This is a genomic window from Bacillus sp. CH_70 (assembly GCF_038007045.1).
GTDB lineage: Bacteria > Bacillota > Bacilli > Bacillales > Bacillaceae_G > Bacillus_A > Bacillus_A cereus.
Genome location: NZ_JBBOWL010000001.1, coordinates 3,910,761 through 3,936,420, shown reverse-complemented (window position 1 = coordinate 3,936,420; position 25,660 = coordinate 3,910,761). Strand labels below are relative to the sequence as shown.

Sequence of the window (25,660 nt, the reverse complement as noted above, 5' to 3'; positions counted from 1 at the left end):
GATATAGAATGGAGGGTTAGTCATGAAGCGAGTTTTTGGAATACTTGTTTGTTTCATGTTATTGCTTTCTGGAACTTCAGTGAGTTTTGCGCAATCTGAAAAAACGAAGCAGGAGAAAACAGAAGAAACAACGCCGAAGTTAGCGGAACAAGCGTCGTCAGCAATCGTAATTGAGCAAGATACAGGTAAAGTTTTATTTGATAAAAACCCAAATGAAAAATTACCACCTGCTAGTATGACAAAGATTATGACAATGCTTTTAATTATGGAACAAGTTGAAAAAGGAAAACTAAAACTGACCGATAAAGTTAGAGCAAGCGAACATGCAGCTTCAATGGGTGGATCGCAAATCTTTTTAGAACCTGGGGAAGAGATGACTGTAAATGAGATGTTAAAGGGTATTGCAATTGCATCTGGAAATGACGCATCTGTTGCAGTAGCCGAGCACATCGCAGGTTCAGAAGAAGGATTTGTAAATATGATGAACAAAAAGGCGAAAGATTTAGGGCTGAAAAATACACATTTTCAAAACCCAACAGGTCTTCCGGCCAAAGACCATTATTCGACAGCAAATGATATGGCTATAATGGCGAGAGAATTGATGAAGTATCCACTTATTCGTAAATACACAGGTAAGTACGAAGATTATTTACGTGAAGATACGGATAAAAAGTTTTGGCTCGTTAATACGAATAAACTAGTACGTTTTTATCCTGGCGTAGATGGAGTAAAAACAGGTTTTACGACAGAAGCGAAATATTGTTTAACAGCATCGGCTGAAAAAAATGGTATGCGTGTCATTTCAGTTGTCATGGGAGCACCAACATCAAAAGAACGGAACAACCAAGTGACAAAGCTTCTTGACTATGCATTTGGACAATATATGACAAAGAAATTGTATACGCGCGGCGAAAAAATTAAGACAGTTCAAGTAGGAAAAGGGAAAAAAGAAAAAGTAGATTTAGTTGCGTCAGATAATGTTTCTCTTCTTATGAAGAAGGGCGAGAATATGGACAAGGTAAAACAAGAAGTAATTGCTGAAAAGAAAGTAAAAGCACCGATTAAAAAAGGTGACGCGCTTGGCACCCTTGTTATAAAAAAAGATAAAGATGTTTTATTAAAACAAACAATTATAGCAAAAGAAGATGTTGCTGCAGCGAGCTGGTGGGAGTTATTTAAAAGAAGTTTTGGGATGTTTTCAACATCAAAATAGCGGCAAATATTTTGCCGCTTTTCTATTCGTATGTAAGTGAATAATGCTGAAAGGTTTCACTTTATGACGAAATAGTTCTTCTTTTGTCAGCAGGAAGGATTCTTATTTTATATCACGAAAATCTTTATGTATGTGAATAAGTAAAGTTTGAGCATAAGGAGGAAATCGTGTGAGTCTTTCCATGCAATTAGAAGTAAAACGTGACGTCCTATGTGTGAGACTAGAGGGTGAATTAGATCATCATACGGCTGAAGAGTTGCGAACGAAAGTAACAGATATGATTGAGACACATGGTGTTCATCATATTGTTTTGAGCCTAGAGAACTTATCGTTTATGGATAGTTCTGGTCTAGGTGTTATATTAGGCCGATATAAACACGTAAAGGGATTAGGTGGAGAAATGGTTGTTTGTGCAATTTCACCGCCTGTTAAGCGTTTATTTGAAATGTCGGGCTTATTCAAAATCGTTCGCTTAGAAGAAAGTGAAGCGCACGCGCTCGCGACGTTGGGGGTGGCATAGATGAGAAATGAAATGAACCTTCAATTTTCAGCATTAAGTCAAAATGAATCATTCGCTCGCGTTACAGTGGCGGCTTTTATTGCACAACTAGATCCAACGATGGAAGAATTAACGGAGATTAAAACAGTTGTGTCAGAAGCGGTTACAAATGCAATTATTCATGGATACGAAGGAAATGCAGAAGGTATTGTTTATATTTCTGTAATTTTGGAAGAAGCAATGGTGAAACTCACGATTCGAGATGAAGGGATTGGAATCTTTAACTTAGATGAAGCGAGACAACCCCTTTTTACAACTAAACCTGAATTAGAGCGTTCCGGAATGGGATTTACTATCATGGAAAATTTTATGGATGAAGTAGAAGTTATTTCAAACGAATCTTTCGGGACAACAATCCATTTGACAAAATACTTATCAAATAGTAACGCTCTATGCAATTAAGGAGAATAGCCTATGGACATAGAGGTCAAAAATGAGAAGAAGAAACCTCAGTTAAAGGACCACGAGCTAAAAGCGTTAATTCAAAAAAGTCAAGATGGAGATCAACAAGCGAGAGATACAATCGTTCAAAGTAATATGCGCCTCGTTTGGTCGGTTGTACAGCGGTTTCTTAATCGAGGATACGAACCAGACGACCTATTTCAAATTGGATGTATTGGGCTCTTGAAATCGGTAGATAAATTTGATTTATCTTTCGACGTGAAATTTTCAACATATGCAGTTCCAATGATTATTGGTGAAATACAACGTTTCTTACGCGATGATGGATCAGTGAAAGTTAGTAGGTCTTTAAAAGAAACAGGAAACAAAATTCGAAAGATGAGAGATGAGCTTTCGAAAGAATTCGGAAGGGCTCCAACGATTAATGAAGTGGCAGAGGCACTAGAACTAACGCCAGAGGAAGTTGTTCTAGCACAAGAAGCGAGCCGGGCCCCTTCATCTATACATGAAACTGTATATGAAAACGATGGAGATCCAATCACTATTTTAGATCAAATTGCAGATCAATCTGAAACGAAATGGTTCGATAAAATTGCTTTAAAAGAAGCGATTAGAGAACTAGATGAACGAGAGCGCTTAATTGTATACTTGCGTTACTATAAAGATCAAACACAGTCAGAAGTAGCCGAGCGCATAGGCATTTCGCAAGTACAAGTTTCAAGACTTGAAAAGAAAATATTAAAACAGATGAAAGATCGAATAGACGAATAATTGTCTATTCGATTTTTTTGTGCCGTTAATAGGAGAGAAATGTTAATTTTCGCAAAAATTAACAGAATTTATTGATAATTTAGTCAATTTAAAATATAATCCAAGTATGAACTTGTCATAAAGGGGGAAGGAAATATGGAAACGAGGCAACAATGGGGAACGAGAGCTGGATTTATTTTCGCAGCGGTCGGATCTGCCGTTGGATTAGGAAACATATGGCGTTTTCCTTATACAGCGTATGAAAATGGAGGAGGAGCATTCTTTTTACCGTACTTATTTGCATTATTAACGACTGGTATTTCATTGTTAGCGTTTGAGTTTGCCCTTGGTCATCGTCATCGTGGTTCAGCACCACTTACATTTTTCCGTATTAACCCGCGTGCCGAATTTATTGGATGGTGGCAAATGTGCGTAACATTTATCGTTTCAACATATTATGCAGTAATTATTGCTTGGTCTATATCCTATACATACTTTGCAATTACTGGAGCGTGGGGAAAAGACACGCAATCATTTTTATTTAAAGAGTACTTACATGTTGCAGATAAGCCAGGACAATTTGGAGGACTTGTACCGGAAGTATTAATTCCGTTAGCTCTCGTTTGGATTATTGTGCTTGGCGTTGCATTTAAAGGAGTTAAAAAAGGAATCGAAGTTGTTAACCGTATATTTATTCCTTTATTAGTTGTTATGTTCCTTATTATCGTCGTTCGTGCAGTGACGATGGAAGGTGCTATGCAAGGACTAGATGCATTCTTTAAACCAGATTGGAGTCGTATTTTTGATGGGAAAGTATGGCTTGCAGCTTATGGTCAAATATTCTTTAGTTTATCTTTAGCATTTGGAATTATGATTACGTATTCTAGTTATTTACCGAAAAACTCGGATACAACAAATAATGCCTTTATTACTGGATTTGCAAATTCAGGATTTGAATTATTAGCAGGTATTGGGGTCTTTGCAGCTCTTGGATTTATGGCAAATAATATGGGAGTACCGGTTGATAAAGTAGCAAGTGCTGGCGTTGGGCTTGCGTTCGTAGTATTTCCCCAAATTATTAATGAATTGCCGATGTCACCGTTGTTTGGTGTTTTATTTTTCTTATCGTTAACGGTTGCTGGAATTACATCACTTATTTCACTCGCGGAAGTATGCTTTGCCGCTGTATCTGAAAAATTCAGTTTAAGTCGGGAAAAAACTATTGGAATTATGGGAACCCTTCTCGTGTTAGTTTCTCTTGTTTTTGCAACACGTGGTGGACTTATGTTCTTAGATGTTGTCGACTATTTCGCTAATAATTTCGGATTAATTACAATTGCACTTGCGGAAGTAGTTACGATAGGGCTCATTTTACGTCGTTTACCAGTTTATCAAAATCATGCAAACTTTGTATCTGATATTAAATTAGGAACGTTTTGGAGAGTGAGTTTACTCGTTATTACTCCGCTTATGTTAGGGTATATGCTAATTGATGGTACAATCCAAAATATTAAAAAGAACTACGGAGATTATCCGACTGAGTTTGTTGTAACGTATGGTTGGTCGATAGCAGCAGCATTCCTCATAGTTGCAATAATCATTGGCCTGAAAAAATGGGATGCACAAATTCATTCGGATTCTGCCAAGCTTGAAAAAGAATGGAAAGATCGAGGTGTTTCATAATGAGTGGATCAGCGATTATGATGATGGTTATTGGAATAGTAGTCATTTGGGGAGGGCTTGCATTAAGTATTGCAAACTTATTTAAGAAAAAGGCATAAGTAAAAAACATCTGTACCAAAATGGTGCAGATGTTTTTTTATGAAAAAATTGTATTAGAAAAAAATTCAATAACCATACTACAACTACGAGGAAGAGTGAAGGGGTGAATGAAAGTTGGAACAAACGATTTATATTAAAATGCGCAATCGTTTAAAAGTTTCTCCTACTTATGAAGTAAAGCTGGGTGATGTTGCTCAACTTGCCGGAGATTCTTCCGTAGTTGAGTTGTTACAAAATGAGATAGTTTACAAAATAACAGCGCATGATAAGACGCATGTTGTAATTGATGTTATGAAAGTAATTGAGATTATTCAACAGAAAGCATCTCACGTACAAATTAATTTACTCGGTTCCGGACAAACTCTTGTTGAAATTATATACGAAAAAAAGAAGGCACACCCAATTTTTTTCGGGCTTGTATGGCTTTTACTTTTCATTGGAGCAGCTCTTGCAATCATTTATTTCCATGAGGATGTAAGTATGCAACAAGTACATCAACGGTTATATTACATGATTACTGGAGAATTTAATGCACAACCACTTTTATTTCAAATTCCTTATTCTGTAGGTCTTGGTTTAGGGATGGTTCTATTCTTTAATCATGTATTTCAAAAACGAATTAATGAAGAGCCGAGTCCGTTAGAAGTTGAGATGTTTCAATACCAACAGTCACTTGATCAATATGTAATCGTTAATGAAAACAAGGATAATATGAAACAACTTGCCGATGATTGAGTCTGGGTTTGTTATTTTAATTGGTTTAGCTGGAGGGATAGCGGTAGGTAGCGGATATGTCGCATTTTTAGCTGTACTTGGTATAATCCCCCGTTTAGCTCAATTAACGAGAAGTGGAAAGCATATTCAATATTTTGAGTGGGCAGTCATTGCAGGTACTTTAACAGGGGCTTGGTGCAGTTTGAAAAACATTACACTTCAAACGTCGCAATATTGGCTCGTTATATTAGGGCTATTTTGTGGTACGTTCATTGGAATGCTCGCTGCGGCATTAACAGAGGTGTTAAATGTTCTACCTATTTTAGCTAAACGAGTAGGGGTAGAGGGGAAGATTATTGTTTTACTCGTTGCTCTTGTGCTTGGGAAAGTAATAGGATCGTTGTTTCACTGGATTTATTTCGTAAAGTAGGAGGCAGTATATAAATGACAAGTCAGAAATTGAAGGATGATTACATAAATAAAGTGAAGGAGTATCATCCAAAGCCAAACTATTTACTAAATTGTATCAAAGCATTTCTTGTAGGTGGACTCATTTGTACAGTTGGAGAAGTATTGATGAAATTTTATATACATTATTTTCACTTCAGTGAACAAGAGGCAGGAAACCCAACTGTTGCAACTCTTGTTTTATTATCCGCGATTTTAACGGGGTGTGGTGTATATGATAAAATCGGTCAATTTGCTGGAGCAGGATCAGCGGTACCGGTAACAGGATTTGCAAATTCTATGGCAAGCGCTGCTTTAGAACATAAGAGTGAAGGGATTGTTCTAGGGATTGCGACAAATATGTTTAAACTGGCAGGAAGTGTGATTGTATTTGGGGTTGTTGGTGCATATATCATTGGGTTAATAAGGTATACCTTTAAAATTTTTATGTCTTAAAGGAGGGGCTAGTATGAGGTTGACCGGAAAACAAACGTGGGTATTTCAAAACGACATATATGTGAATGCAACGGGTACTGCTGTCGGTCCGAAAGAAGCTGAGGGCCCTCTTGGAAAAGATTTTGATATTTCATATGATGACTTGCATTGTGGAGAGGAAAATTGGGAGCTCGCCGAACGAAGATTAATGTCAGACTCAATTCAACAAGCAGTGCAAAAAGGGAATATAAAAACATCGCAAATTGATTTCTTTTTAGCGGGAGATTTATTAAATCAAACAGTGACAGCAAATTATGTTGCGCGTCAGTGGGGCATTCCTTTTTTAGGAATGTTTAGCGCCTGTGCGACGTCTATGGAGACTTTAGCAGTTGGCTCAGCTTTTATAGACGGTGGATTTGCAAATCGTGTCTTAGCTACAGTAAGTAGTCATAATGCAACGGCTGAAAGACAATTTCGCTATCCAACAGAGTACGGTGGGCAAAAACCAGGGACAGCAAATTCAACTGTGACTGGTGCAGGATCTATATTAATTAGCAATGAAAAAAGTGCAATTAAAATTACGGCGGCTACAATCGGAAAAGTGCAAGATTTAGGAATCACAAATCCTTTGGATATGGGGGCAGCGATGGCTCCAGCAGCAGCTCATACAATTCAACAGCATTTTGAAGATTTAAGAAGAAGTGCCGATGACTATGATTTGATTGTTACGGGTGATTTATCAGCTGTTGGGACACCGATTGCAAAACAACTTTTACTTGAGGAAGGTTACGATCTTGGACATATATACAATGATTGCGGATTAATGATTTATGAATCAAGTCAAGAAGAAGTGTTTGCAGGTGGTAGTGGTTGCGCTTGTTCAGCAGTTGTCACATATGGCCATTTATTACACGAGATGCAAAAAGGGAATTTACAACGAATTTTTGTCGTTGCCACTGGCGCATTATTAAGCCCAATAATGATGCAACAGAAAGAAACGATTCCAACAATTGCACATGGTGTCGTATTTGAGAGAGTTAAAGGAGAGTGAATTGTGGATTTTATATATGCATTTCTTGTAGGTGGAGCTATTTGTGTAATTGGGCAACTATTGTTAGATTTCGCAAAGTTAACACCAGCTCATTTAATGGCAACTTTTGTAGTCATCGGAGCAATTTTAGATGGATTTGGATTGTACGATAAACTAATAAAGTTTGCAGGTGCTGGAGCAACAGTCCCTATTACAAGTTTTGGACATTCACTATTGCACGGAGCAATGCATGCAGCAGAAAAACATGGATATTTAGGAATTGGTATTGGCATGTTTAGTTTAACGTCTGCGGGCATTTCCGCAGCGATATTGTTTTCGTTTTTTATAGCACTTATATGTAAACCGAAAGGATAAATCAAATGAGACGAAGGGTTGTTTTGGTCACAGATGGAGATGAATATGCAAAGCGGACAATTGAGCTTTTAACGAAGGAATTTGGGGGAAGGTGTATTTCAGCATCACAAAGTAATCCAACCAAATTGACAGGGAAAAAAGTTGTTGAGCTTATTATGCAAACGCCATATGACCCTGTATTTGTCATGTTTGATGACAGTGGATTTATTGGAGAAGGATCTGGTGAAAAGGCTTTAAAATATGTAGCTACCCATAAACAAATTGATGTGCTCGGTATTTTAGCGGTAGCGTCTAATACGCATCATTGGGAATGGGCACGTGTAGATGTAAGTGTAGATCGGAACGGAAATTTAACCGAATACGGTGTTGATAAATTTGGACTTCCAGATGGTGAAATTGGCAGAATTAGCGGAGATACAATTTATTGTTTAGATGACTTGAATGTTCCTGTCATCGTTGGAGTCGGTGACATTGGTAAGATGTGCGGGAATGATGAATGGGAGAGGGGATCACCTATTACTAGAAAAGCGATTCAATTAATTTTGGAAAGGAGTGGTTTTTATGACGAAGCCTAAAAAAGTGGATATCCCTATATCAACTTTCATAAGTGATAATGAAAATTATTTAAAGCAGACAGTTGGACTAGGCGTTACATACGATGTTGGCATTCGTAAATTTCAAATTTTGAATAAAGAAATCGGTGTGTTATTTGTAAACGGACTTTGTGATACAAATTATATTATCCCTATTTTAGAAGAAGCGGTGGATACAAATGAGATAAGGGATGTAGAAGAAGATACAGTGAAGCTTTTAGAGAATCGCTTAATCCATCAACAAGTAAGCAAAGTGAAAACGATGGATGAGGTAATGCTCCAAGTATTATCAGGGCTCATTGTGATATTTGTGGAAGGTGAAACGGAAGCGTTCGCGATTGATGTTCGTAGTTATCCAGGGCGAACACCGACAGAACCAGATACCGAAAAGGTAGTACGCGGTGCGAGGGATGGATTTGTTGAAAATATCGTTGTAAATACAGCGTTAATTCGTAGGAGAATTCGAGATCCACGACTTCGAAATGAAATGGTTCGAGTAGGAGATAGATCACAAACGGATATTTGTATTACATACGTTCAAGATGTTGCAAATCCAGATTTAGTAAAGATTATAAAACAAGAATTAAATAACATCGATGTAGATGGAATTACGATGGCGGATAAAACAGTAGAAGAATTTGTTGTAAAGCAAAGCTATAACCCATTCCCGCTTATTCGATATACAGAAAGGCCAGATGTAGCAGCAAATCATCTACTAGAAGGACATGTATTAGTACTTGTTGACACATCGCCAAGTGCCATGATTACACCGACAACATATTTTCACCATTTACAGCATGCAGAAGAGTTTAGACAAAATCCAGCTGTCGGTACATTTTTACGCTGGGTGCGCTTTTTAGGTGTTATATTCTCGTTATTTTTATTACCATTTTGGTTAGTGTTTGTATTTGATCCAACTCTTTTACCAGCAAATCTTGCTTTTATTGGACCGACTAAGATGACGCATTTACCAATCCTATTACAGGTGTTAATGGCAGAGGTCGGACTTGAGTTTTTAAGGATGGCTGCTATTCATACTCCAACCCCATTATCGTCTGCAGCAGGGTTGATTTCCGCCATATTAATTGGTCAAATTGCAATTGATGTAGGTTTGTTTGTGCCAGAAGTAATTTTGTATGTAGCGGTTTCGATGATTGGTGCATATGCAACACCGAGTTATGAATTAGGATTAGGGAATAAGGTTGGGAAATTGTTTGTTATTATTTTAACAGGTCTCTTCCATGAGATGGGATTTGTAATTGGTATGACGATATTAATTTTATTTTTAACGTCTATAAAAAGTTTACAAACACCTTATTTATGGCCGTTTTTACCATTTGATTGGGGCGCGTTAACAAAAATTTTACTCCGTCCAACGATGTCTAGTTTAAAAGTACGACCAAGTATTGTAAGACCTCAAAATGTAAAAAGACAAAAATAAACGGGATTATACACCCGTTTATTTTTTTTAGTAAAAATTTATTGTTTTTTAACAAAAATCAAACATTTTTTGTGTACACTTAGAGTAGATATTGTGTATGGAAGGGGAAGAGGACATGATTAAATTATTTGTAAGTGATTTAGATGACACGCTCGTTTACGATGTGAATCATATGCAAAAAGAAGATGAACGTGCGCTGCGTTGGTTAGCTGAGAAAGGGACAAATATTTGTTTTGCCTCTGGCCGCTTTACACACAGAATTGATGAAGTTGTAAAAAGGTTTTCATTCCCATATTACACAACTGGCTTAAATGGAGCGACAATGTTACTTCCAGATGGGAATTTATTTCATGAATCGAGTTTTGAAAATACGGTTGCCCAGGAAATATATCGATATATACATAAAAAAGGACTAGCGGATATTGTTTGTGCAAATGAGCAACGATATACAAAAAGGAAAAATGAACATCACCATAATTTTGAAGCGTATATGGGCGTGCATATCGCTGAAATTGAAGCGTTAGAAGAAGAGTTTGGTAAGACTGTACACCCTGCAAAATTGTTTGTTTTTGGAGAAGAAGAGAAAATTGTGACGTTAGATCAAGAGCTACGAGATATGTTTCAAGGCGAAGCGGAAGTTTTTATATCAGGTAAACGCTATGTTGATATTATGCCAAGAGGCGTGAGTAAGGGGAGTGCTCTAAAGCGACTAATGGACCATTTGCAAATTGAAGCAAATGAAGTTGCTTGTATTGGAGATTCCTTCAATGATATTTCTATGTTTGAAGTAACCCCGCATTCATTTACTCTTCATCATGCCCATCCATATGTAAAGGAGAAAGCAAATCATATAGTGCGTTCGGTTGAAGAGGCTGTTATGAAATTACCGTTACTTGTATAAAAAAGAAGCCCGTCACTGGCGGGCTTCTTTTTTACTTGAATAAAGATTTAACAAAATCAATGATACTTGAGAAGAAATCTTTCACTTTATCTAGAAAACTTTGTCCTTCTTCAGATCCTAAAAAGGCAGAAACGTGTTCTTTTGCTTTGTTTAATTGACTACCAACTTGATTCCAATCGATATTAAGATTCTTCATTTTATCAAATAACGCTACTAGGTTATCTAACTGTTCATCTGTTAATGTAATGCCGAGTTGATCAGCAATTTTTTTAATTAATGAACGTAAATCTTCTGTTGTTTTTGGCTGTTCTTTTGCAATTTCTTCTTTAATTTTTGCAACAAGTTGAACTGCTTTTTCTTCACCAATTTTATCACCAAGCTGGGCTGTTTGTACCATTTCTTCATTCGCTACTTTTTTAACTTCTTCCGGAATTGGTTTATTGGACGCAGTTTCATATGCTTTCATTAATCCAGTTAAAGCTGCAGTTCCTGAAACTTTAAAAGGTGCAGTAATTTGAATTTCTGCATCTTTTACACCTGCTGTAATCAAAGCGTTAGTGTACATTGCATCTGTTACCCAGTTAATGTTCTTTGATCGTACAATAAGACCAGATCCTGGTTTTGTGTATGTAATCATAGAAGAAGAAATTGCTCTCGTACCAATTTGTGCTTTTGGAACAATGCCTTCTAGAAATTTATGTTCTTCCGCATTAGATACAGTGATAATTGTAGCATCTTTCGGTGCTTTCATTTCTTTTAACAGATCTTGTTTTTGTTGTTCGGATAAGTTCTCTCCTAGTGTAACAATTGATTCTCCCTCGATGATGTCTGCAAATGAAGCTGTTGGCATCATAAATACCGTTACAGCTAATAGCAGAGCTAATAATTTCGTTTTCACGAAAAACCGCTCCCTTTCTCTTTCTAAAATTTTCGGGCAACAAAGTTATTATAGTATATATTTCTTATTTGTCACCTAGCTTTTTCCACATTTCAAAAAAGAAGTATCTAGATTGTCGGATTCTTTTTGTTTCTAGTCATGAATGTGGTAATATAGTGCTGAGATAGTTGAAAGGAGACATATACATATGAAAACTTTAGGATACATATTAATGGAAAACGGTGAAAAAATCGAATTGGAATTTTTCCCAGAAGAAGCGCCAAAAACAGTAGAAAACTTTAAAAAATTAGCAGAGCAAGGATTTTATGACGGTGTTACATTCCACCGTGTTATTCCTGGCTTCGTAAGCCAAGGTGGAGACCCAACAGGTACAGGTGCTGGTGGTCCAGGTTACTCTATTCCATGTGAAACTGATGGAAACCCTCATAGACACCTTGTAGGATCACTTTCTATGGCTCACGCTGGCCGTAACACAGGCGGTAGCCAATTCTTTGTTGTTCATGAGCCACAGCCACATTTAGATGGCGTTCATACTGTATTTGGTAAAGCAACAAGCGGTATTGAAACAGTATTAAAAATGCGTCAAGGCGATGTAATGAAAGAAGTTAAAGTTTGGGAAGAATAAGGTAAGGGAAAAGAGAGCTTTTGCTCTCTTTTTTATTTTTAATGAGATTGAGTACTTCTTCTACAGCATCATACAAGTAGTATTGTTGCTAAAATATATTGCTTGTGAGAACAAACCTTTAACAAATTACATAGAATACATTACATTATATGTTTCCACAAATACTTTTTGTTATATTAATTTTGCTAGAATTGTGCTGCTTTAGGGTAACTATGAATGAAGTGATGTTGAATGATATGTTTCTTTTCATTCTATATAAAATTTTCTTTTTTTCACTCTATTTATTAAAGGAATAGTGCTGAAACATAGATTTGACTTTCTTCTTTTCGCTTTGTATGATTATCAAGTTGTTTTAGACTCTTCTCACTCTGTTGAAAATATTGTAAAATGAATGTGATATGAAAAGAGTGATTGAGGGGATTACTAGTTTGTAACTTTTGTGAGAAGGGATAAGGGTTATGTTAATTCGTTTTAAAAAAAGTTATGAAAAAATCGCAATGGGGCTTCTTTCGTTTATGCCAACTGAAAAAGATTTGAAAACATTACAATTGACAATGAAAGAATATGAAGCAAAAGATGATTGGCAATTGTATTTGTGGAAAGAAAATGAAGATTTTGTTGGAATAATGGGGATTGTAAAAAAAGAGAATCAAGTATTAGAAATTCAGCATTTAAGTGTAAATCCGTCTCACCGTCATGTGGGGATTGGAACGAAGATGGTTCAAGAGTTAAAGAGTAAATTTCTTGAGTTTACAATTTGCGGAAATGAGCAAACAGCAAGTTTTTGCGAAAAATGTAAAGGGCTAGAACAAAATATACATTCGTGAAAGCAGGGATAAGTAGTTTATTATCTCTGCTTTCTTTTTTGTAATTGTTCGTTTCGTTCAGTAATGACCTCTGTGCGATCACGCAAAGTGTGCTTGTGTATAATATATTCACTTGGAATAGCATTCAAGTCTTTCCAAGAGAGGTTTTGTTTTTTGCATAACTCTATGCACTGCTTCTCTAACAATGGATCTGATAAGGGTAAAAATAAAGGTACAAAACGTTCTTTTTTATGGATAGATTGCAATCTTTCATTGAGCAAGGAAAGAAGTTGTACTTGATTAATTCCTAAACGTTGTAAAGACACACCGCTTTTTTCTAAAATTGTGATTGCGCTTTTCATCATTTTTGTGGAACCATTCCAGTTAGCACGTCTTTGGTGGTATAAAGAAACTGCAATTTGAATGAGACCAACTAAGTAATGATCACGATTTCCTCTTGGTTTTGTCTTCCAGTACTCTTCTAGTATTTCGTGGCATTCAAAATAGTCGTAATCTCCTTGGAAATGAATTAAAAATTGTATGTATTCGGTAGGATACATGTTTTCTCGCCCCTATCTAACGGTTATACATATAAGTGTATCATAGAAATATGAACAATAAACGACTAGGAGATTTCCCCCTAGCCGTTATTGTTCATATTAGCAGAAGCAAGCTGCTCCTACAATAATTAGCAAAATAAACAGTACAACAAGTAATGCGAACCCACCGCTAAAACCACAATCAACGTGACCCATAGTTTTTTGACCTCCTACATTGTTCTTACTACACTGTTATCATATGAAGTGGTGGGCATGATGACATAGGCATCGGTCTATTTTTAATTAAATTTCTTAAAAAGGTTGGATAGAACATGAGTATGCTCTATACTTATGTTGTTATAGAAAAAATGTGGTGGGATGCTTTGTGCAATATAATTTTAAAGTAGAGGCTTTTGAAGGGCCTTTAGATCTATTGTTACATTTAATACATCGTTATGAAATTGATATATATAATATTCCTGTAGCAGATATTACAGAGCAATATTTATCTTATGTGCATACGATGAAAGAACTGCAATTAGATGTTGCAAGTGAGTATTTAGTAATGGCCGCAACGTTATTACAAATTAAAAGTAAAATGTTGTTGCCGAAACATGAAGAAGATGTACTTGATAACGGTGATGATTTTATAGATGATCCTCGTCAAGAATTGATGGAGAGGTTAATTGAATATAAGAAATATAAGCAAGTTGCTACTGAGTTAAAAGAAAGAGAACAAGAAAGAGCACAGCTATATACACGTCCACCAATTGACTTTACATCGTTGCAACAAGAAGAAGAGACAAGCTTGCCTCTTGATGTTACGTTATATGATATGCTAGCGGCATTTCAAAAATTAATGCGCCGTAAAAAGGCAAAAAAACCTGTAACAACACGTATTACTCGTCAAGAAATACCAATTGAACAGCGAATGACTGATATTTTAAAGCAGTTAAAAATAAAGGGTGGTCGCCAAAGTTTTCATGATTTGTTTGTTGATGATGAACGTGAAATAATGGTTGTAACATTTTTAGCAGTTCTGGAACTTATGAAAAATCAACAAATCATAATTGAGCAAGAACATAATTTTGATGAAATTTTCGTATCAAGCTCTAATAAATCTGCATAGAGCAAGTATATGAAATTGGGATAGAAACACTTTATCTCATGCTATGTTTTAATGTATCGTTTGGAACAAGAGAAGAAATATTGAACCGAACGCATTGATTGTGATTCGGTTTTTTGATGTGTATTTTTATGGGAAAATAGAAGGAAGGAGCTCGTGAAATGGATAGGAAAGAACAAAAGTCAATTATTGAAGGCCTTTTATTTGTTTCTGGTGATGAAGGGATTTATCCAGAACAAATAGCGAAAGTTCTTGAAATTGAAATGAATGAAGTAATTAATATTTTAGAAGAAATGCAACAAGAATGTGAAGGTGCAAACCGTGGTTTGCAAATTGTACAGTATGCAAAAGTATATCGTTTTGCTACAAAGAAAGAACATGCTTCATATTATCAAAAATTAATAGATACACCAACAGCTGCTTCACTCTCACAAGCTGCCCTTGAAACGTTAGCGATTGTTGCATATCGTCAACCAATCACAAGGACTGAAATGGAAGAGATTAGAGGAGTTAAAACCGATAAGGCGTTACAAACGTTGGTTTCACATTTACTTATAAAAGAAATGGGAAGAGCAGAAGGACCAGGGCGTCCTATTTTATACGGAACAACAAAAGAATTTTTGGACACATTTGGATTGAAAACATTAGATGATTTACCGCCGCTTTCTGAAGAGAATGAACAAATGAATGAAGCGGATTTATTCTTCGGTTCCTTACAAGAGATATCGAAATAAAAGCTTAGCATTTTGCTAAGCTTTTTTTGTATATCAATTATTTACAGTGCCATACTAAATGAAAAAAGGAGACGAGTTATGAGAGGTATGCGGATTATTCTATTATTAGTTTCTGTTTTATTATGTTTTTCTTTAAATAGCGCATCAGCTAAAAGGTATATGATGTCTATTCATACTACGTCTCCTTTACATATGCATCGGCAACATCTTAGTAAAATGAAAGTGAGCTTTTTAAAAGTGGGGCAAGGTGATGCAACACTTATCATAATGCCAAACGGACAAACAATGTTAATTGATGGAGGACCTTATGAAGCAGGAGAGGTTATTATTCAGAAATTAATTGAGAAAGGGATTAATCATTTAGATGTAATTGTCAGTACCCATCCTGATATGGATCATATAGGGGGGCTAATTCCAATTGTAGAGCAAATGCCGGTATCGCTTATATTAGATAGCGGAAAAACATATAGTTCTCTTACTTATCATACATATCGGAATAATATTAAAAAAAGAGGGATACCTTTCGTTTCAGTAAAGGAAGGACAATATATACCGCTGGATCCACATGTTTCTATACAAGTATTAAACAATGGGAAATCAAAAGATGAAAATAATGAATCCTCAATTGTTTTAAAGGTGCGATATGGAAAAGCGGATTTTTTATTAATGGGTGACGCGGATGTACGGACAGAACATGAAATATTAAAACAATTTGATGTACATGCAGATGTTTTAAAAGTGGGGCATCACGGCTCGTATACTTCAACAAGTGAAACGTTTATAAAAAAAGTGGAACCGCAGTTTGCTATTCTGTCTTACGGGAGTAGTAATCCGTATGGACATCCTCATCAAAGTGTAGTAAAACGCTTAAAAAGGCACGGTATAATGGTATATAGAACGAATAAACGTACAGTAGAAATAGAAACAGATGGTGAACATGTTATGTTAGAGTCTAGCGGGTTAATGCCATTGTTGAAGTGATTTCTATATTAGGGGTGGATACTGTCCCTTTTTGGAAAAATGAATAATATATATTATAATTATAAGGGACGTAAGAAATTTCCTTTTTTGTTGAATAAAAAGGAAATTTCATTAGAATGTATAGACAACTACTCGTGCATATATTAAGATGGAACTAGGCGAATAAGGTAATAATAACAAGTAGGTATTTCATGGGAAAGGATCGATGAAAATGAAAACGCAAATTGTCATCAATGCCAAAATTTACACAGGTCAAGAAATAGTGGAAAACGGATTTATCCGTTACGCAGAAACCATTAAAGAAATTGGTTTGATGGCTCAATATGTACCACAAGAAAATGAAACTGTTTTTGATGCTACAGGGAAGATTGTAATTCCAGGTATGATCGATGTTCATATTCATGGTGGATACGATATTGATGCGATGGATGCAAATAGCGATGGGTTAGTAACTCTAGGTAAAGAAATGTTAAAAGAAGGGGTTACAACTTACTTCCCGACAACAATGACACAAGCTCCAGAGGCAATTGAAGCAGCGCTAACTGCTGCGAAAGAAGCAAAAGAAAAAGGAGCGCATTTCGAATATATTCACTTAGAAGGACCTTATGTTTCAAAGAAACGTGCAGGTGCACAACCACTTGAACATATCGTTCCTGCAAATATTGAGCAATTTAAACAATGGCAAGAAGCAAGTGGGAATTTAATTAAATTAGTAACATATGCACCAGAAGAAGAGGGAGCATTAGAGTTTGAACAATATCTTGCTGAAACTGGTGTAGTGGGCACAATGGGGCATACAGATGCAATTGATGCGCAACTAAAAAATAGAAAGATTACACATGCGACACATTTATACAATCAAATGCGTGGATTACATCACCGTGAACCAGGAGTTGTTGGTCATGTGTTATTAAATCCAGATGTAATGGTTGAAGTAATTACAGATGGTATTCATATTCACCCTGATATGGTGAAATTAGCATATAAGTTAAAAGGACCGAAAAAAGTAAGTGTTATTACTGACGCAATGCGCGCAAAAGGTCTTGAAGATGGATTATATGAGCTTGGCGGACAGCCGGTACATGTAAAAGATGGTAGTGCTCGATTAGAAGATGGAACGTTAGCTGGTAGTATTCTAAAAATGGATCAAGCTTTCCGAAATGTAATTGAATTTACAGGTTGTTCAATCGAAGATGCAGTACTGATGACATCAGTTAACCAAGCAGAAGAGTTTGGATTAAATAATAAAGGTGCATTAGCAGTAGGAAAAGATGCAGACTTTGTTGTGATGAATGAAGATTTACATGTATATGATACGGTTCGTTTAGGAATTCATATGAAGGAAGGGAAGTAATTAAATGAATATTCTTGTTGTAAAAACTCCAGAAGAACTAGCAGAAGCAGGTTATAAATTAATTGAAGAAGTTGTAAAAACAAAAGAAAATCCAACATTAGGAATGGCTACAGGAAGCTCTCCATTAGGTATTTATGCAGAAATGCGAAAAAATAAACTTGATACAAGCCGTGTAACCACTGTAAACTTAGATGAGTACGTAAATTTACCACATGAAGATAAAAACAGCTATCACTATTTCATGCAAGAACAGTTGTTTAATCATCTTCCATTTAAACAAACTTATGTACCAAACGGGATGGCAAGTGATTTAGAGGAAGAGTGCAAACGTTACGAGGGCATTCTAACTGCTAACCCAGTTGACCTACAGATTCTTGGAATCGGTGAAAACGGTCACATCGGATTTAATGAGCCAGGAACACCGTTTAATTCTCCAACGAACATTGTTGAATTAACAGAATCTACACGCCAAGCAAACCTTCGCTTCTTCGAAAAAGAAGAAGATGTGCCAACTCATGCGATTACAATGGGAATTGGAAGCATTATGAAAGCGAAACAAGTTCTACTTGTTGCTATGGGTTCTAAAAAGGCAGAAGCTGTTAAAGAATTATTGCAAGGTGAATATAGTGAAGAGTGTCCGGCTACAGTTTTACAACGTCATCCGAATGTAACCGTAATCGCAGATCAAGAAGCTCTATCTTTATGCAGTGAGGCGATTGCTGATGAACATCGACAAGTATTCACCATTTCCGATCTATTATCAGATTCAAGAGTGGGTGAAACAGCTAATTGAGGACGGCGAATGGAAGCCGGGAGATAAAATCCCATCTGAGAATGAACTTTGTGATAAGTTCGAAGTGAGTCGTATGACAATCAGACAGGCGATTAATAATTTAGTGGAACAAGGCTATTTATATCGGAAGCGTGGAATTGGAACATTTGTCCAACTTCCGAAAGTGGAACAAAAATTGCAAGGAATGACGGGATTCACAGAAGATATGATTTCTCGTGGAATGAATCCAAGTAGTCAATTACTTAGTTTCCGCCTAGTTCCAGCTACTGCTAAAATAGCAGACCGGTTGAGAATACAGGAGGGGGAATCGGTTTATGAAGTGAGGCGTATCCGCTTAGCTGATGATGAACCGATTGCTTTTGAGACGACATATTTGTCGCCAGCTCTTGTAAAAGATATTAACGAAGAGATATTGCAACAATCTTTATATGAACATTTAGAGAAAAAACTGGGCTTTAAACTTGTTAGCGCTACTCAGTCAATTGAAGCTTCTGTTGCGACGGAAAATGAAGCTGAACATCTGCATATTCCTAAAAAGGCGCCTGTACTTGTAATGCGTCAATGGTCATATTCAGAAGGTGAGATACCGCTAGAGTACGTGAAATGTATTTATCGTGGAGATCGTTATAAATTTATTACGAATATCGCACGTAACAAATAGTATATTTCAGTTTGTGAAGTACAGTCGAAATGAAAATGGATAACATGTAAAGAAATAAAAATACGACTCATCCTTATAAGGAATGAGTCGTATTTTTATTATGAGCAATTACGTGGTTAACAGCATCTTTAACGTGATTTACTACATAGTGAGCGTGTTTTTTTACTGCATCATCTGCTTGCGACATAGCAAAACTGTGAGGAGTTAAAGAAAACATAGGAATATCATTGTAAGAATCCCCTATACAAGCAATTTCCTCAGGTTTTATTTCAAACTCATTTAATAAAACAGAAATGGCAGAGCCTTTACTAACATTCGGTGGCATTACATCTAAACATTGTTCTGCTGAGATGAAAGTACTAACTTTCCCGTGGAATTTTTCATCAATTTTTTTTTGAAGGAGTTGTAAGCTCTCCTTTGTTCCACCGACAGAAATTTTATTTGGGAAAATTGTATCATCAATCTTCTGTAGTAAGTTTGGTTCTTCAACAGAAGTCATTGTTACTTGTTGTTCAAGTTCTTGAATAAAAGGTGTTTTCTCTTCAATGTAATAATTATGCTCATCACTTACATAACGGAAATAAGGATTTTCATTCGTCATAGCTAACAAATCGGGAAGTATGCTGGAATCAAAAGTTGCAGATAATAGTTGTTTATTTTCATGTGTATATACAAAAACACCATTTACACTAATACGATGAAAATTTGTATTTACAGCTTTCATTAAGTCTGCAATTTCATTATCAAGTCTTCCGGAAGCGAAGCAAAGAATAACATTTTGCTCGGCGAGGCTGCGTAGTGCCGCAACATCTTGTTCATCAATAAGACCTCCGTGTTGCATCATTGTACCATCGATATCACTTACAAACATTTTAATCATGCTGTTATCTCCTTTCTATGTACAGTTGCTCTTACATTATACGCATCATATATAAACATGTCTAAAAAATGAATTTTTATTAAATGGCAGATGTTTTACATTGACGACAAAGAAGAATATTCTGTAACATAAAAGTAGGCTATTTAAGTACGAGGGTGGTGTTATATGAATAATTATCTAGAAATTAAAAAAGTTTTAAATAATAATGTCATCATTGCTAGCCATCCTGAACACGAGGAAGTAGTAGTGATTGGTAAAGGAATTGGATTTGGGAAAAAAGCGAAAGATGTATTGGAGCAAGAACAAATCGAAAAAATGTTTGTCTTAAAAAATGAACGTGATCGTGAACAATATAAATTATTAGTGCCGCATGTTAGTGAAAAATTAATTGAATTGATGAACGATATTATGCTGTACATTCAAGAAAAAGCGAAATCTCCACTAAATGAACATATTCATATTGCGTTAACAGATCATATTTCATTTGCAATTAAAAGGTTAAAACAAGGACTTACAATTGATAATCCTTTTTTAGTTGAAACAAAAATGCTCTATCCAGAGGAGTATGAAATTGCGGAAGGTGTTGTAGAACTTTTAAATTCTCGTTTGCAAATTACATTGCCAGAAGGAGAAATTGGTTTTATTGCACTTCACATTTACAGTTCGCTTACAAATTCTGATTTATCTTCAGTTAATCAAAACTCCCGTCTCATTGCACAACTTGTATCTTTAATTGAGACAAACTTAGAAATTACATTAGATCAAGAGAGCATTCATTATTTACGCCTTATTCGTCATCTTCAATATGCTATTGAGAGGGTGAAAAAAGGAGAAAAAGTAGAAGAATCGCAAAGTTTTGCTGATTTACTAAAGGCGGAGTATCCAGTTTGCTATAACGTAGCTTGGAAGCTAGTCAAGGTCATGCAAAAAGAGTTGCAACTACCTGTATATGAAGCTGAAAGTATTTATTTAACGATGCACTTGCAACGCTTAGTAAAGGCAGAGCATGTGTAATAAGTCATATATTTTTGTCTAAAATGAAAACGTTAAAAAAAATGATTGAATCGCTTACAATAGTTATGTATAATAACTATTGCAAAGTTATACAAATTTCGACAAACACATTAAGGTGAGTAACGAAAACGTTTGCCTTAATTATAGTGAACTTATACGTAAACCTATTTTTGACACGTGTTACTGATTCGATCAGGCATGAGTGGAGAAAAGTAAGGAATGTAAGCTAGAGAAAGGGATATACTACCCTTTGTATAGCTATCGTTCTATCTTTTTTTCCTCATGTCTTTTTGGCGTTTGTCGGAAGGTATCAATATAGATAAGAGAGGAAGGGTTTCCATGTTTAAGAAGATCTTTGGTGTTCTTCAAAAAGTCGGAAAAGCGTTAATGCTTCCAGTAGCGATTTTACCGGCGGCAGGTATTTTACTTGGATTTGGTAATGCATTTCAAAATCCACAGTTAACAAATGTTATTCCTGCTTTAAAAGCAGATTGGTTCGTAATGGTTGCAAAAATTATGGAACAATCTGGTGATATTATTTTCGCTAACCTTGCATTATTATTCGCAGTTGGGGTAGCAATTGGTTTAGCTGGTGGAGATGGAGTAGCTGGTTTAGCAGCATTCGTCGGCTACTTAATTATGAACAAAACGATGAGTGTGTTCTTAGAAGTAGATAAGCTAGTGAAAGTAACAAGTTCTGGAGCAGACCCAGTAAAAATTGGATTTGCAGATCCAGCGTATGCAAACGTATTAGGTATTCCAACGCTACAAACAGGGGTATTTGGTGGTATTATCGTCGGTATAGTAGCGGCATATTGCTATAATAAATACTTCAACATTGAATTACCATCATACTTAGGTTTCTTTGCAGGTAAGCGTTTCGTACCGATCGCAACTGCAACATTCTCTTTAATAGTAGGTATTATCATGTGCTTCGTTTGGCCATACATTCAAGGTGGCTTAAACACGTTCTCACATCAAATGATTGATGCAAATAGAACAATCGCAGCATTTATATTCGGTTTAATTGAACGTTCATTAATTCCATTTGGACTACATCACATTTTCTATTCACCGTTCTGGTTCGAATTCGGTCAGTATACAAATGCAGCTGGCGAATTAATCCGTGGTGACCAAAAAATCTTTATGGCACAGTTAAAAGACGGTGTAGAATTAACAGCAGGTACATTTACAACTGGTAAGTATCCGTTCATGATGTTCGGTCTTCCAGCAGCAGCTTTAGCAATGTACCATGAAGCACGTCCAGAAAATAAAAAATTAGCAGCAGGTATTTTAGGTTCTGCAGCATTAACATCTTTCTTAACAGGTATTACAGAGCCACTTGAATTTTCATTCTTATTCGTAGCGCCAGTATTATTCGGAATTCACGCTGTATTTGCTGGTCTATCATTTATGACAATGCAAATTTTAGGTGTTAAAATTGGTATGACATTCTCTGGTGGTTTAATTGACTTCTTATTATTCGGTGTACTACCAGGCCGTACAGCATGGTGGTGGGTAATTATTGTTGGCCTTGTACTAGCAGTTATTTACTACTTCGGATTCCGCTTTGCAATCCGTAAATGGAATCTAAAAACACCTGGTCGTGAAGAGGCAAATGCGAATGACGGTGCAGGAAAAACAGAAGCAGGCGAACTTCCTCGTGAAGTATTAGTAGCACTTGGTGGTAAAGAAAACATTGCTTCTTTAGATGCTTGTATTACTCGTTTACGTGTTCAAGTTAACGAACAAAAGAATGTAAACAAAGACCGCTTAAAAGAACTTGGAGCAGCTGGTGTACTTGAAGTTGGAAATAACATTCAAGCTATTTTCGGACCGAAATCTGACACATTAAAATCACAAATTCATGATATAATGTCAGGTCGTACACCTCATGTTGAAAAAGAAGAACCTGTAAAAGTGGAAGAAACTCCTCAAAAAGTTGATGAAAATGAAACAATTGTATCACCAATTGAAGGGAAAATCTTACCAATTACAGAAGTGCCTGACCAAGTATTCTCAGGAAAAATGATGGGAGACGGATTTGCAATTGAGCCAACTGAAGGAACAGTAGTTTCTCCAGTTAACGGTGAAATTGTCAATGTATTCCCTACAAAACATGCGATTGGTATTCAATCTGAAGGTGGAAAAGAAATTTTAATCCACTTTGGTATTGATACTGTAAAATTAAATGGTGAAGGATTCGAGGCACTTGTAGCACAAGGTGATAAAGTGAAGCAAGGCCAACCATTATTAAAAGTAGATCTTGCATTTGTAAAAGGAAATGCACCATCTATCATTACACCAATTGTATTTACAAACTTACAACAAGGGCAACAAGTCGAATTGAAAAAAGATGGAAATGTTAAGAAGGGCGAAACCGCTATTATTGACATTCAGTAGGAATTTGACGCAAAATGTTTATAATTATAATAGGCGATGTGGTTGACCGAACATCGCCTATTATATACAATAGATGATGTAGTACTCACGTCTATACAACTAAAAAAAACTGTAATTTAAAGGAGATAAATTATCATGGAAAAAATCTTTAAAGTAACTAGCGACTCAGGAATTCATGCTCGTCCAGCAACTCTACTTGTAAACACTGCAAGCAAATTCGGTTCTGACATTAACTTAGAGTATAACGGAAAGAACGTTAACTTAAAATCAATCATGGGCGTTATGTCTTTAGGCATTCAACAAAACGCAGAAATTAAAATCACTGCAAATGGTGATGATGCAGCTCAAGCACTAGCAGCTATCGAAGAAACTATGAAAAACGAAGGATTAGGAGAATAATGACTCTTAACATTCAAGGGATCGCTGCATCAAGTGGGATTGCTATTGCAAAGGCTTTCAGACTTGAAAATCCTGAATTTAACATCGAAAAGAAATCAATTACAAACGAAGCTGCAGAAATTGCACGCTTAGACGCTGCGCTTGAGAAAGCAAAAACTGAATTAGAAGCTATTAAGGACCACGCATTTGCTGAGCTAGGTGCTGACAAAGCTGCGATCTTTGAAGCACATTTATTAGTGTTAAATGATCCAGAACTAGTAAACCCAGTAAAAGATAAAGTAAATAGCGAAAAAGTAAATGCTGAATTTGCAATGGATGAAGTTGCATCAATGTTTATTTCTATGTTTGAAAACATGGATAATGAATATATGAAAGAACGTGCTGCGGACATTCGTGACGTAACAAAACGCGTTCTTGCACATTTACTAGGAATTAACTTCTCAAATCCTGGTACAATTTCTGAAGAGGTAATCATTATTGCTGAAGATTTAACACCATCTGATACAGCTCAGTTAAACCGTAAGTATGCAAAAGGTTTCACTACTGATATCGGTGGACGTACATCTCACTCTGCAATTATGGCTCGTTCTATGGAAATTCCAGCTGTTGTTGGTACGAAAGTTGTTATGGAGAAAATTCAAAACGGCGATATCGTTATCATTGACGGTTTAGATGGAGAAGTAATTGTAAACCCATCAGAAGAAACTCTTCGTTCGTTTGAAGAAAAGAAAGCGAAATTTGAAGAGCAAAAAACTGAATGGGCAAAATTAAAAGACCAAGCTACTGTAACAAGTGATGGACATCACGTTGAGCTTGTTGCAAATATCGGAACACCAAATGATGTACAAGGTATTATCGATAATGGCGGAGAAGGCGTTGGCTTATACCGTACAGAATTCTTATACATGGGTCGTGACAATCTTCCAACAGAAGAAGAGCAGTTCGAAGCGTATAAAGCAGTTCTTGAAGGTGTAAAAGAAGGTCAACCAGTCGTTGTTCGTACACTTGACATCGGTGGAGATAAAGAGCTTCCATACTTACATTTACCAAAAGAAATGAACCCATTCTTAGGATACCGTGCAATTCGCTTATGTCTTGATGAGCAAGATGTGTTCCGTACACAACTTCGTGCATTACTTCGTGCTAGCGTATACGGTAACTTAAAAATTATGTTCCCAATGATTGCAACTCTTGATGAGTTCCGTCAAGCAAAAGCAATTTTATTAGAAGAGAAAGCGAAACTTGTAGAAGCGGGTACAACTGTTTCTGATTCTATTGAAGTTGGTATGATGGTTGAAATCCCAGCTTCAGCAGTATTAGCAGACCAATTCGCGAAAGAAGTTGACTTCTTCTCTATCGGAACAAATGATTTAATCCAATACACAATGGCTGCAGACCGTATGAACGAACAAGTATCATACTTATACCAACCATATAACCCATCTATTTTACGTCTTGTAAAAATGGTTATCGATGCTGCTCATAAAGAAGGCAAATGGGCTGGTATGTGTGGTGAGATGGCAGGCGATTCACTTGCTATCCCATTATTATTAGGATTAGGTTTAGATGAGTTCAGTATGAGTGCAACATCTATTCTTCCTGCAAGAACACAACTAAGCAAGTTGTCAAAAGCAGAAATGGAAACATTAGCAGAAAAAGCATTAATGATGTCAACTGCTGAAGAAGTTGTTGAACTAGTTAAAAGCATATAACCAATAAAAAAACCTGAGTCGATTTGAAATCGGTCTCAGGTTTTTTCTATGAGAAAAATAAATCTTATTTTCTTACTATAGAGGATAAGGAAC

30 protein-coding genes are annotated in these 25,660 nt (G+C 36.1%); 26 read left to right on the top strand and 4 right to left on the bottom strand.

Annotated elements, in window-relative coordinates:
- Positions 1-22: 22 nt before the first annotated feature.
- From dacF to N2V79_RS19910, 14 genes are all read left to right on the top strand, one after another.
- The gene (dacF, locus tag N2V79_RS19975) at positions 23-1,213 is read left to right on the top strand and encodes a serine-type D-Ala-D-Ala carboxypeptidase DacF (protein ID WP_000831997.1); all 1,191 of its coding nucleotides are present in this window, start codon (positions 23-25) and stop codon (positions 1,211-1,213) included.
- Positions 1,214-1,382: 169 nt separating this feature from the next.
- The gene (gene spoIIAA, locus N2V79_RS19970; protein WP_000059135.1) at positions 1,383-1,733 is read left to right on the top strand and encodes an anti-sigma F factor antagonist; all 351 of its coding nucleotides are present in this window, start codon (positions 1,383-1,385) and stop codon (positions 1,731-1,733) included.
- Entirely contained in the window at positions 1,734-2,174 is a 441-nt protein-coding gene (spoIIAB, locus tag N2V79_RS19965) for an anti-sigma F factor (protein ID WP_001243398.1), read from the top strand.
- Between the two features lie 12 nt (positions 2,175-2,186).
- Entirely contained in the window at positions 2,187-2,945 is a 759-nt protein-coding gene (gene sigF, locus N2V79_RS19960; protein ID WP_000350729.1) for an RNA polymerase sporulation sigma factor SigF, read from the top strand.
- Between the two features lie 135 nt (positions 2,946-3,080).
- Positions 3,081-4,607: a sodium-dependent transporter gene (locus tag N2V79_RS19955; protein WP_029443184.1), complete on the top strand. Its 1,527-nt coding sequence runs from the start codon at positions 3,081-3,083 to the stop codon at positions 4,605-4,607.
- Positions 4,607-4,705: a methionine/alanine import family NSS transporter small subunit gene (locus tag N2V79_RS19950; RefSeq protein WP_000016826.1), complete on the top strand. Its 99-nt coding sequence runs from the start codon at positions 4,607-4,609 to the stop codon at positions 4,703-4,705. The genes N2V79_RS19955 and N2V79_RS19950 overlap by 1 nt, the downstream gene beginning before the upstream one ends.
- 115 nt (positions 4,706-4,820) lie before the next feature.
- Complete coding sequence (locus N2V79_RS19945; RefSeq protein ID WP_053563708.1) at positions 4,821-5,441, top strand: stage V sporulation protein AA; 621 nt, start codon at positions 4,821-4,823, stop codon at positions 5,439-5,441.
- Positions 5,434-5,850, top strand: coding sequence for a stage V sporulation protein SpoVAB (gene spoVAB / locus N2V79_RS19940; RefSeq protein ID WP_000572941.1), 417 nt, complete (start codon positions 5,434-5,436; stop codon positions 5,848-5,850). Before N2V79_RS19945 ends, spoVAB begins: the two co-directional genes overlap by 8 nt.
- Before the next feature lie 14 nt (positions 5,851-5,864).
- Positions 5,865-6,323, top strand: coding sequence for a stage V sporulation protein AC (spoVAC, locus tag N2V79_RS19935; RefSeq protein WP_000203808.1), 459 nt, complete (start codon positions 5,865-5,867; stop codon positions 6,321-6,323).
- A 13-nt stretch (positions 6,324-6,336) separates the two neighbouring features.
- Positions 6,337-7,353 (top strand): stage V sporulation protein AD, encoded by a 1,017-nt coding sequence (gene spoVAD, locus N2V79_RS19930; RefSeq protein ID WP_001241140.1) that lies wholly within the window; start codon positions 6,337-6,339, stop codon positions 7,351-7,353.
- A 3-nt stretch (positions 7,354-7,356) separates the two neighbouring features.
- Entirely contained in the window at positions 7,357-7,707 is a 351-nt protein-coding gene (spoVAE, locus tag N2V79_RS19925) for a stage V sporulation protein AE (protein WP_000345907.1), read from the top strand.
- 5 nt (positions 7,708-7,712) lie between these two features.
- Positions 7,713-8,282, top strand: a complete 570-nt coding sequence (locus N2V79_RS19920; RefSeq protein WP_001254416.1) for a stage V sporulation protein AE — start codon at positions 7,713-7,715, stop codon at positions 8,280-8,282.
- Complete coding sequence (spoVAF, locus tag N2V79_RS19915; RefSeq protein WP_000165595.1) at positions 8,269-9,741, top strand: spore germination protein SpoVAF; 1,473 nt, start codon at positions 8,269-8,271, stop codon at positions 9,739-9,741. Before N2V79_RS19920 ends, spoVAF begins: the two co-directional genes overlap by 14 nt.
- A 97-nt stretch (positions 9,742-9,838) precedes the next feature.
- A complete protein-coding gene (locus tag N2V79_RS19910; RefSeq protein ID WP_069356158.1) occupies positions 9,839-10,642 on the top strand; it encodes a Cof-type HAD-IIB family hydrolase in 804 nt (267 codons plus the stop codon).
- Between the two features lie 31 nt (positions 10,643-10,673).
- On the opposite strand, the gene N2V79_RS19905 is transcribed toward N2V79_RS19910, so the two are convergent.
- On the bottom strand, positions 10,674-11,540 hold the full coding sequence (locus N2V79_RS19905; protein ID WP_000850513.1) for a DUF1002 domain-containing protein: 867 nt from the start codon (positions 11,538-11,540) through the stop codon (positions 10,674-10,676).
- 187 nt (positions 11,541-11,727) lie between these two features.
- Between N2V79_RS19905 and N2V79_RS19900 the strand changes: the two genes are divergently transcribed.
- Together N2V79_RS19900 and ribT are read left to right on the top strand one after the other, a co-directional pair.
- Complete coding sequence (locus N2V79_RS19900) at positions 11,728-12,165, top strand: peptidylprolyl isomerase (protein ID WP_016080395.1); 438 nt, start codon at positions 11,728-11,730, stop codon at positions 12,163-12,165.
- Between the two features lie 458 nt (positions 12,166-12,623).
- Positions 12,624-12,992: a GNAT family N-acetyltransferase RibT gene (gene ribT / locus N2V79_RS19895; protein ID WP_025118450.1), complete on the top strand. Its 369-nt coding sequence runs from the start codon at positions 12,624-12,626 to the stop codon at positions 12,990-12,992.
- 20 nt (positions 12,993-13,012) lie between these two features.
- Here the strand turns inward: ribT and N2V79_RS19890 are convergent, their stop codons facing one another.
- Positions 13,013-13,531, bottom strand: coding sequence for a DUF309 domain-containing protein (locus N2V79_RS19890; RefSeq protein ID WP_000283610.1), 519 nt, complete (start codon positions 13,529-13,531; stop codon positions 13,013-13,015).
- A gap of 99 nt (positions 13,532-13,630) precedes the next feature.
- Positions 13,631-13,726, bottom strand: coding sequence for a YjcZ family sporulation protein (locus N2V79_RS19885; RefSeq protein WP_000510194.1), 96 nt, complete (start codon positions 13,724-13,726; stop codon positions 13,631-13,633).
- Positions 13,727-13,895: 169 nt separating this feature from the next.
- Between N2V79_RS19885 and scpA the strand changes: the two genes are divergently transcribed.
- The 6 genes from scpA (at position 13,896) to N2V79_RS19855 (ending at position 19,159) form a co-directional block, all read left to right on the top strand.
- The gene (gene scpA / locus N2V79_RS19880; protein WP_001199751.1) at positions 13,896-14,639 is read left to right on the top strand and encodes a segregation/condensation protein A; all 744 of its coding nucleotides are present in this window, start codon (positions 13,896-13,898) and stop codon (positions 14,637-14,639) included.
- A 158-nt stretch (positions 14,640-14,797) separates the two neighbouring features.
- A complete protein-coding gene (gene scpB / locus N2V79_RS19875) occupies positions 14,798-15,370 on the top strand; it encodes a segregation/condensation protein ScpB (RefSeq protein ID WP_000375171.1) in 573 nt (190 codons plus the stop codon).
- A gap of 78 nt (positions 15,371-15,448) precedes the next feature.
- Positions 15,449-16,351, top strand: a complete 903-nt coding sequence (locus N2V79_RS19870; RefSeq protein WP_001214828.1) for a ComEC/Rec2 family competence protein — start codon at positions 15,449-15,451, stop codon at positions 16,349-16,351.
- 211 nt (positions 16,352-16,562) lie between these two features.
- Positions 16,563-17,705, top strand: coding sequence for an N-acetylglucosamine-6-phosphate deacetylase (gene nagA, locus N2V79_RS19865; protein ID WP_001987227.1), 1,143 nt, complete (start codon positions 16,563-16,565; stop codon positions 17,703-17,705).
- 4 nt (positions 17,706-17,709) lie between these two features.
- Complete coding sequence (gene nagB, locus N2V79_RS19860; protein WP_340720179.1) at positions 17,710-18,498, top strand: glucosamine-6-phosphate deaminase; 789 nt, start codon at positions 17,710-17,712, stop codon at positions 18,496-18,498.
- Positions 18,428-19,159 (top strand): GntR family transcriptional regulator, encoded by a 732-nt coding sequence (locus N2V79_RS19855; RefSeq protein WP_014894892.1) that lies wholly within the window; start codon positions 18,428-18,430, stop codon positions 19,157-19,159. The genes nagB and N2V79_RS19855 overlap by 71 nt, the downstream gene beginning before the upstream one ends.
- A 73-nt stretch (positions 19,160-19,232) precedes the next feature.
- On the opposite strand, the gene N2V79_RS19850 is transcribed toward N2V79_RS19855, so the two are convergent.
- Positions 19,233-20,039, bottom strand: coding sequence for a Cof-type HAD-IIB family hydrolase (locus N2V79_RS19850; RefSeq protein ID WP_000594249.1), 807 nt, complete (start codon positions 20,037-20,039; stop codon positions 19,233-19,235).
- 165 nt (positions 20,040-20,204) lie between these two features.
- On the opposite strand from N2V79_RS19850, the gene glcT reads away from it, so the two are divergent.
- From glcT to ptsP, 4 genes are all read left to right on the top strand, one after another.
- A complete protein-coding gene (gene glcT / locus N2V79_RS19845) occupies positions 20,205-21,053 on the top strand; it encodes a glucose PTS transporter transcription antiterminator GlcT (protein WP_001067322.1) in 849 nt (282 codons plus the stop codon).
- 339 nt (positions 21,054-21,392) lie between these two features.
- Entirely contained in the window at positions 21,393-23,456 is a 2,064-nt protein-coding gene (ptsG, locus tag N2V79_RS19840; protein WP_016080402.1) for a PTS glucose transporter subunit IIABC, read from the top strand.
- Between the two features lie 135 nt (positions 23,457-23,591).
- Positions 23,592-23,855, top strand: coding sequence for a phosphocarrier protein HPr (gene ptsH, locus N2V79_RS19835; protein WP_000411080.1), 264 nt, complete (start codon positions 23,592-23,594; stop codon positions 23,853-23,855).
- Positions 23,855-25,567, top strand: a complete 1,713-nt coding sequence (gene ptsP, locus N2V79_RS19830; protein WP_000174216.1) for a phosphoenolpyruvate--protein phosphotransferase — start codon at positions 23,855-23,857, stop codon at positions 25,565-25,567. The genes ptsH and ptsP overlap by 1 nt, the downstream gene beginning before the upstream one ends.
- Positions 25,568-25,660: the final 93 nt, after the last annotated feature.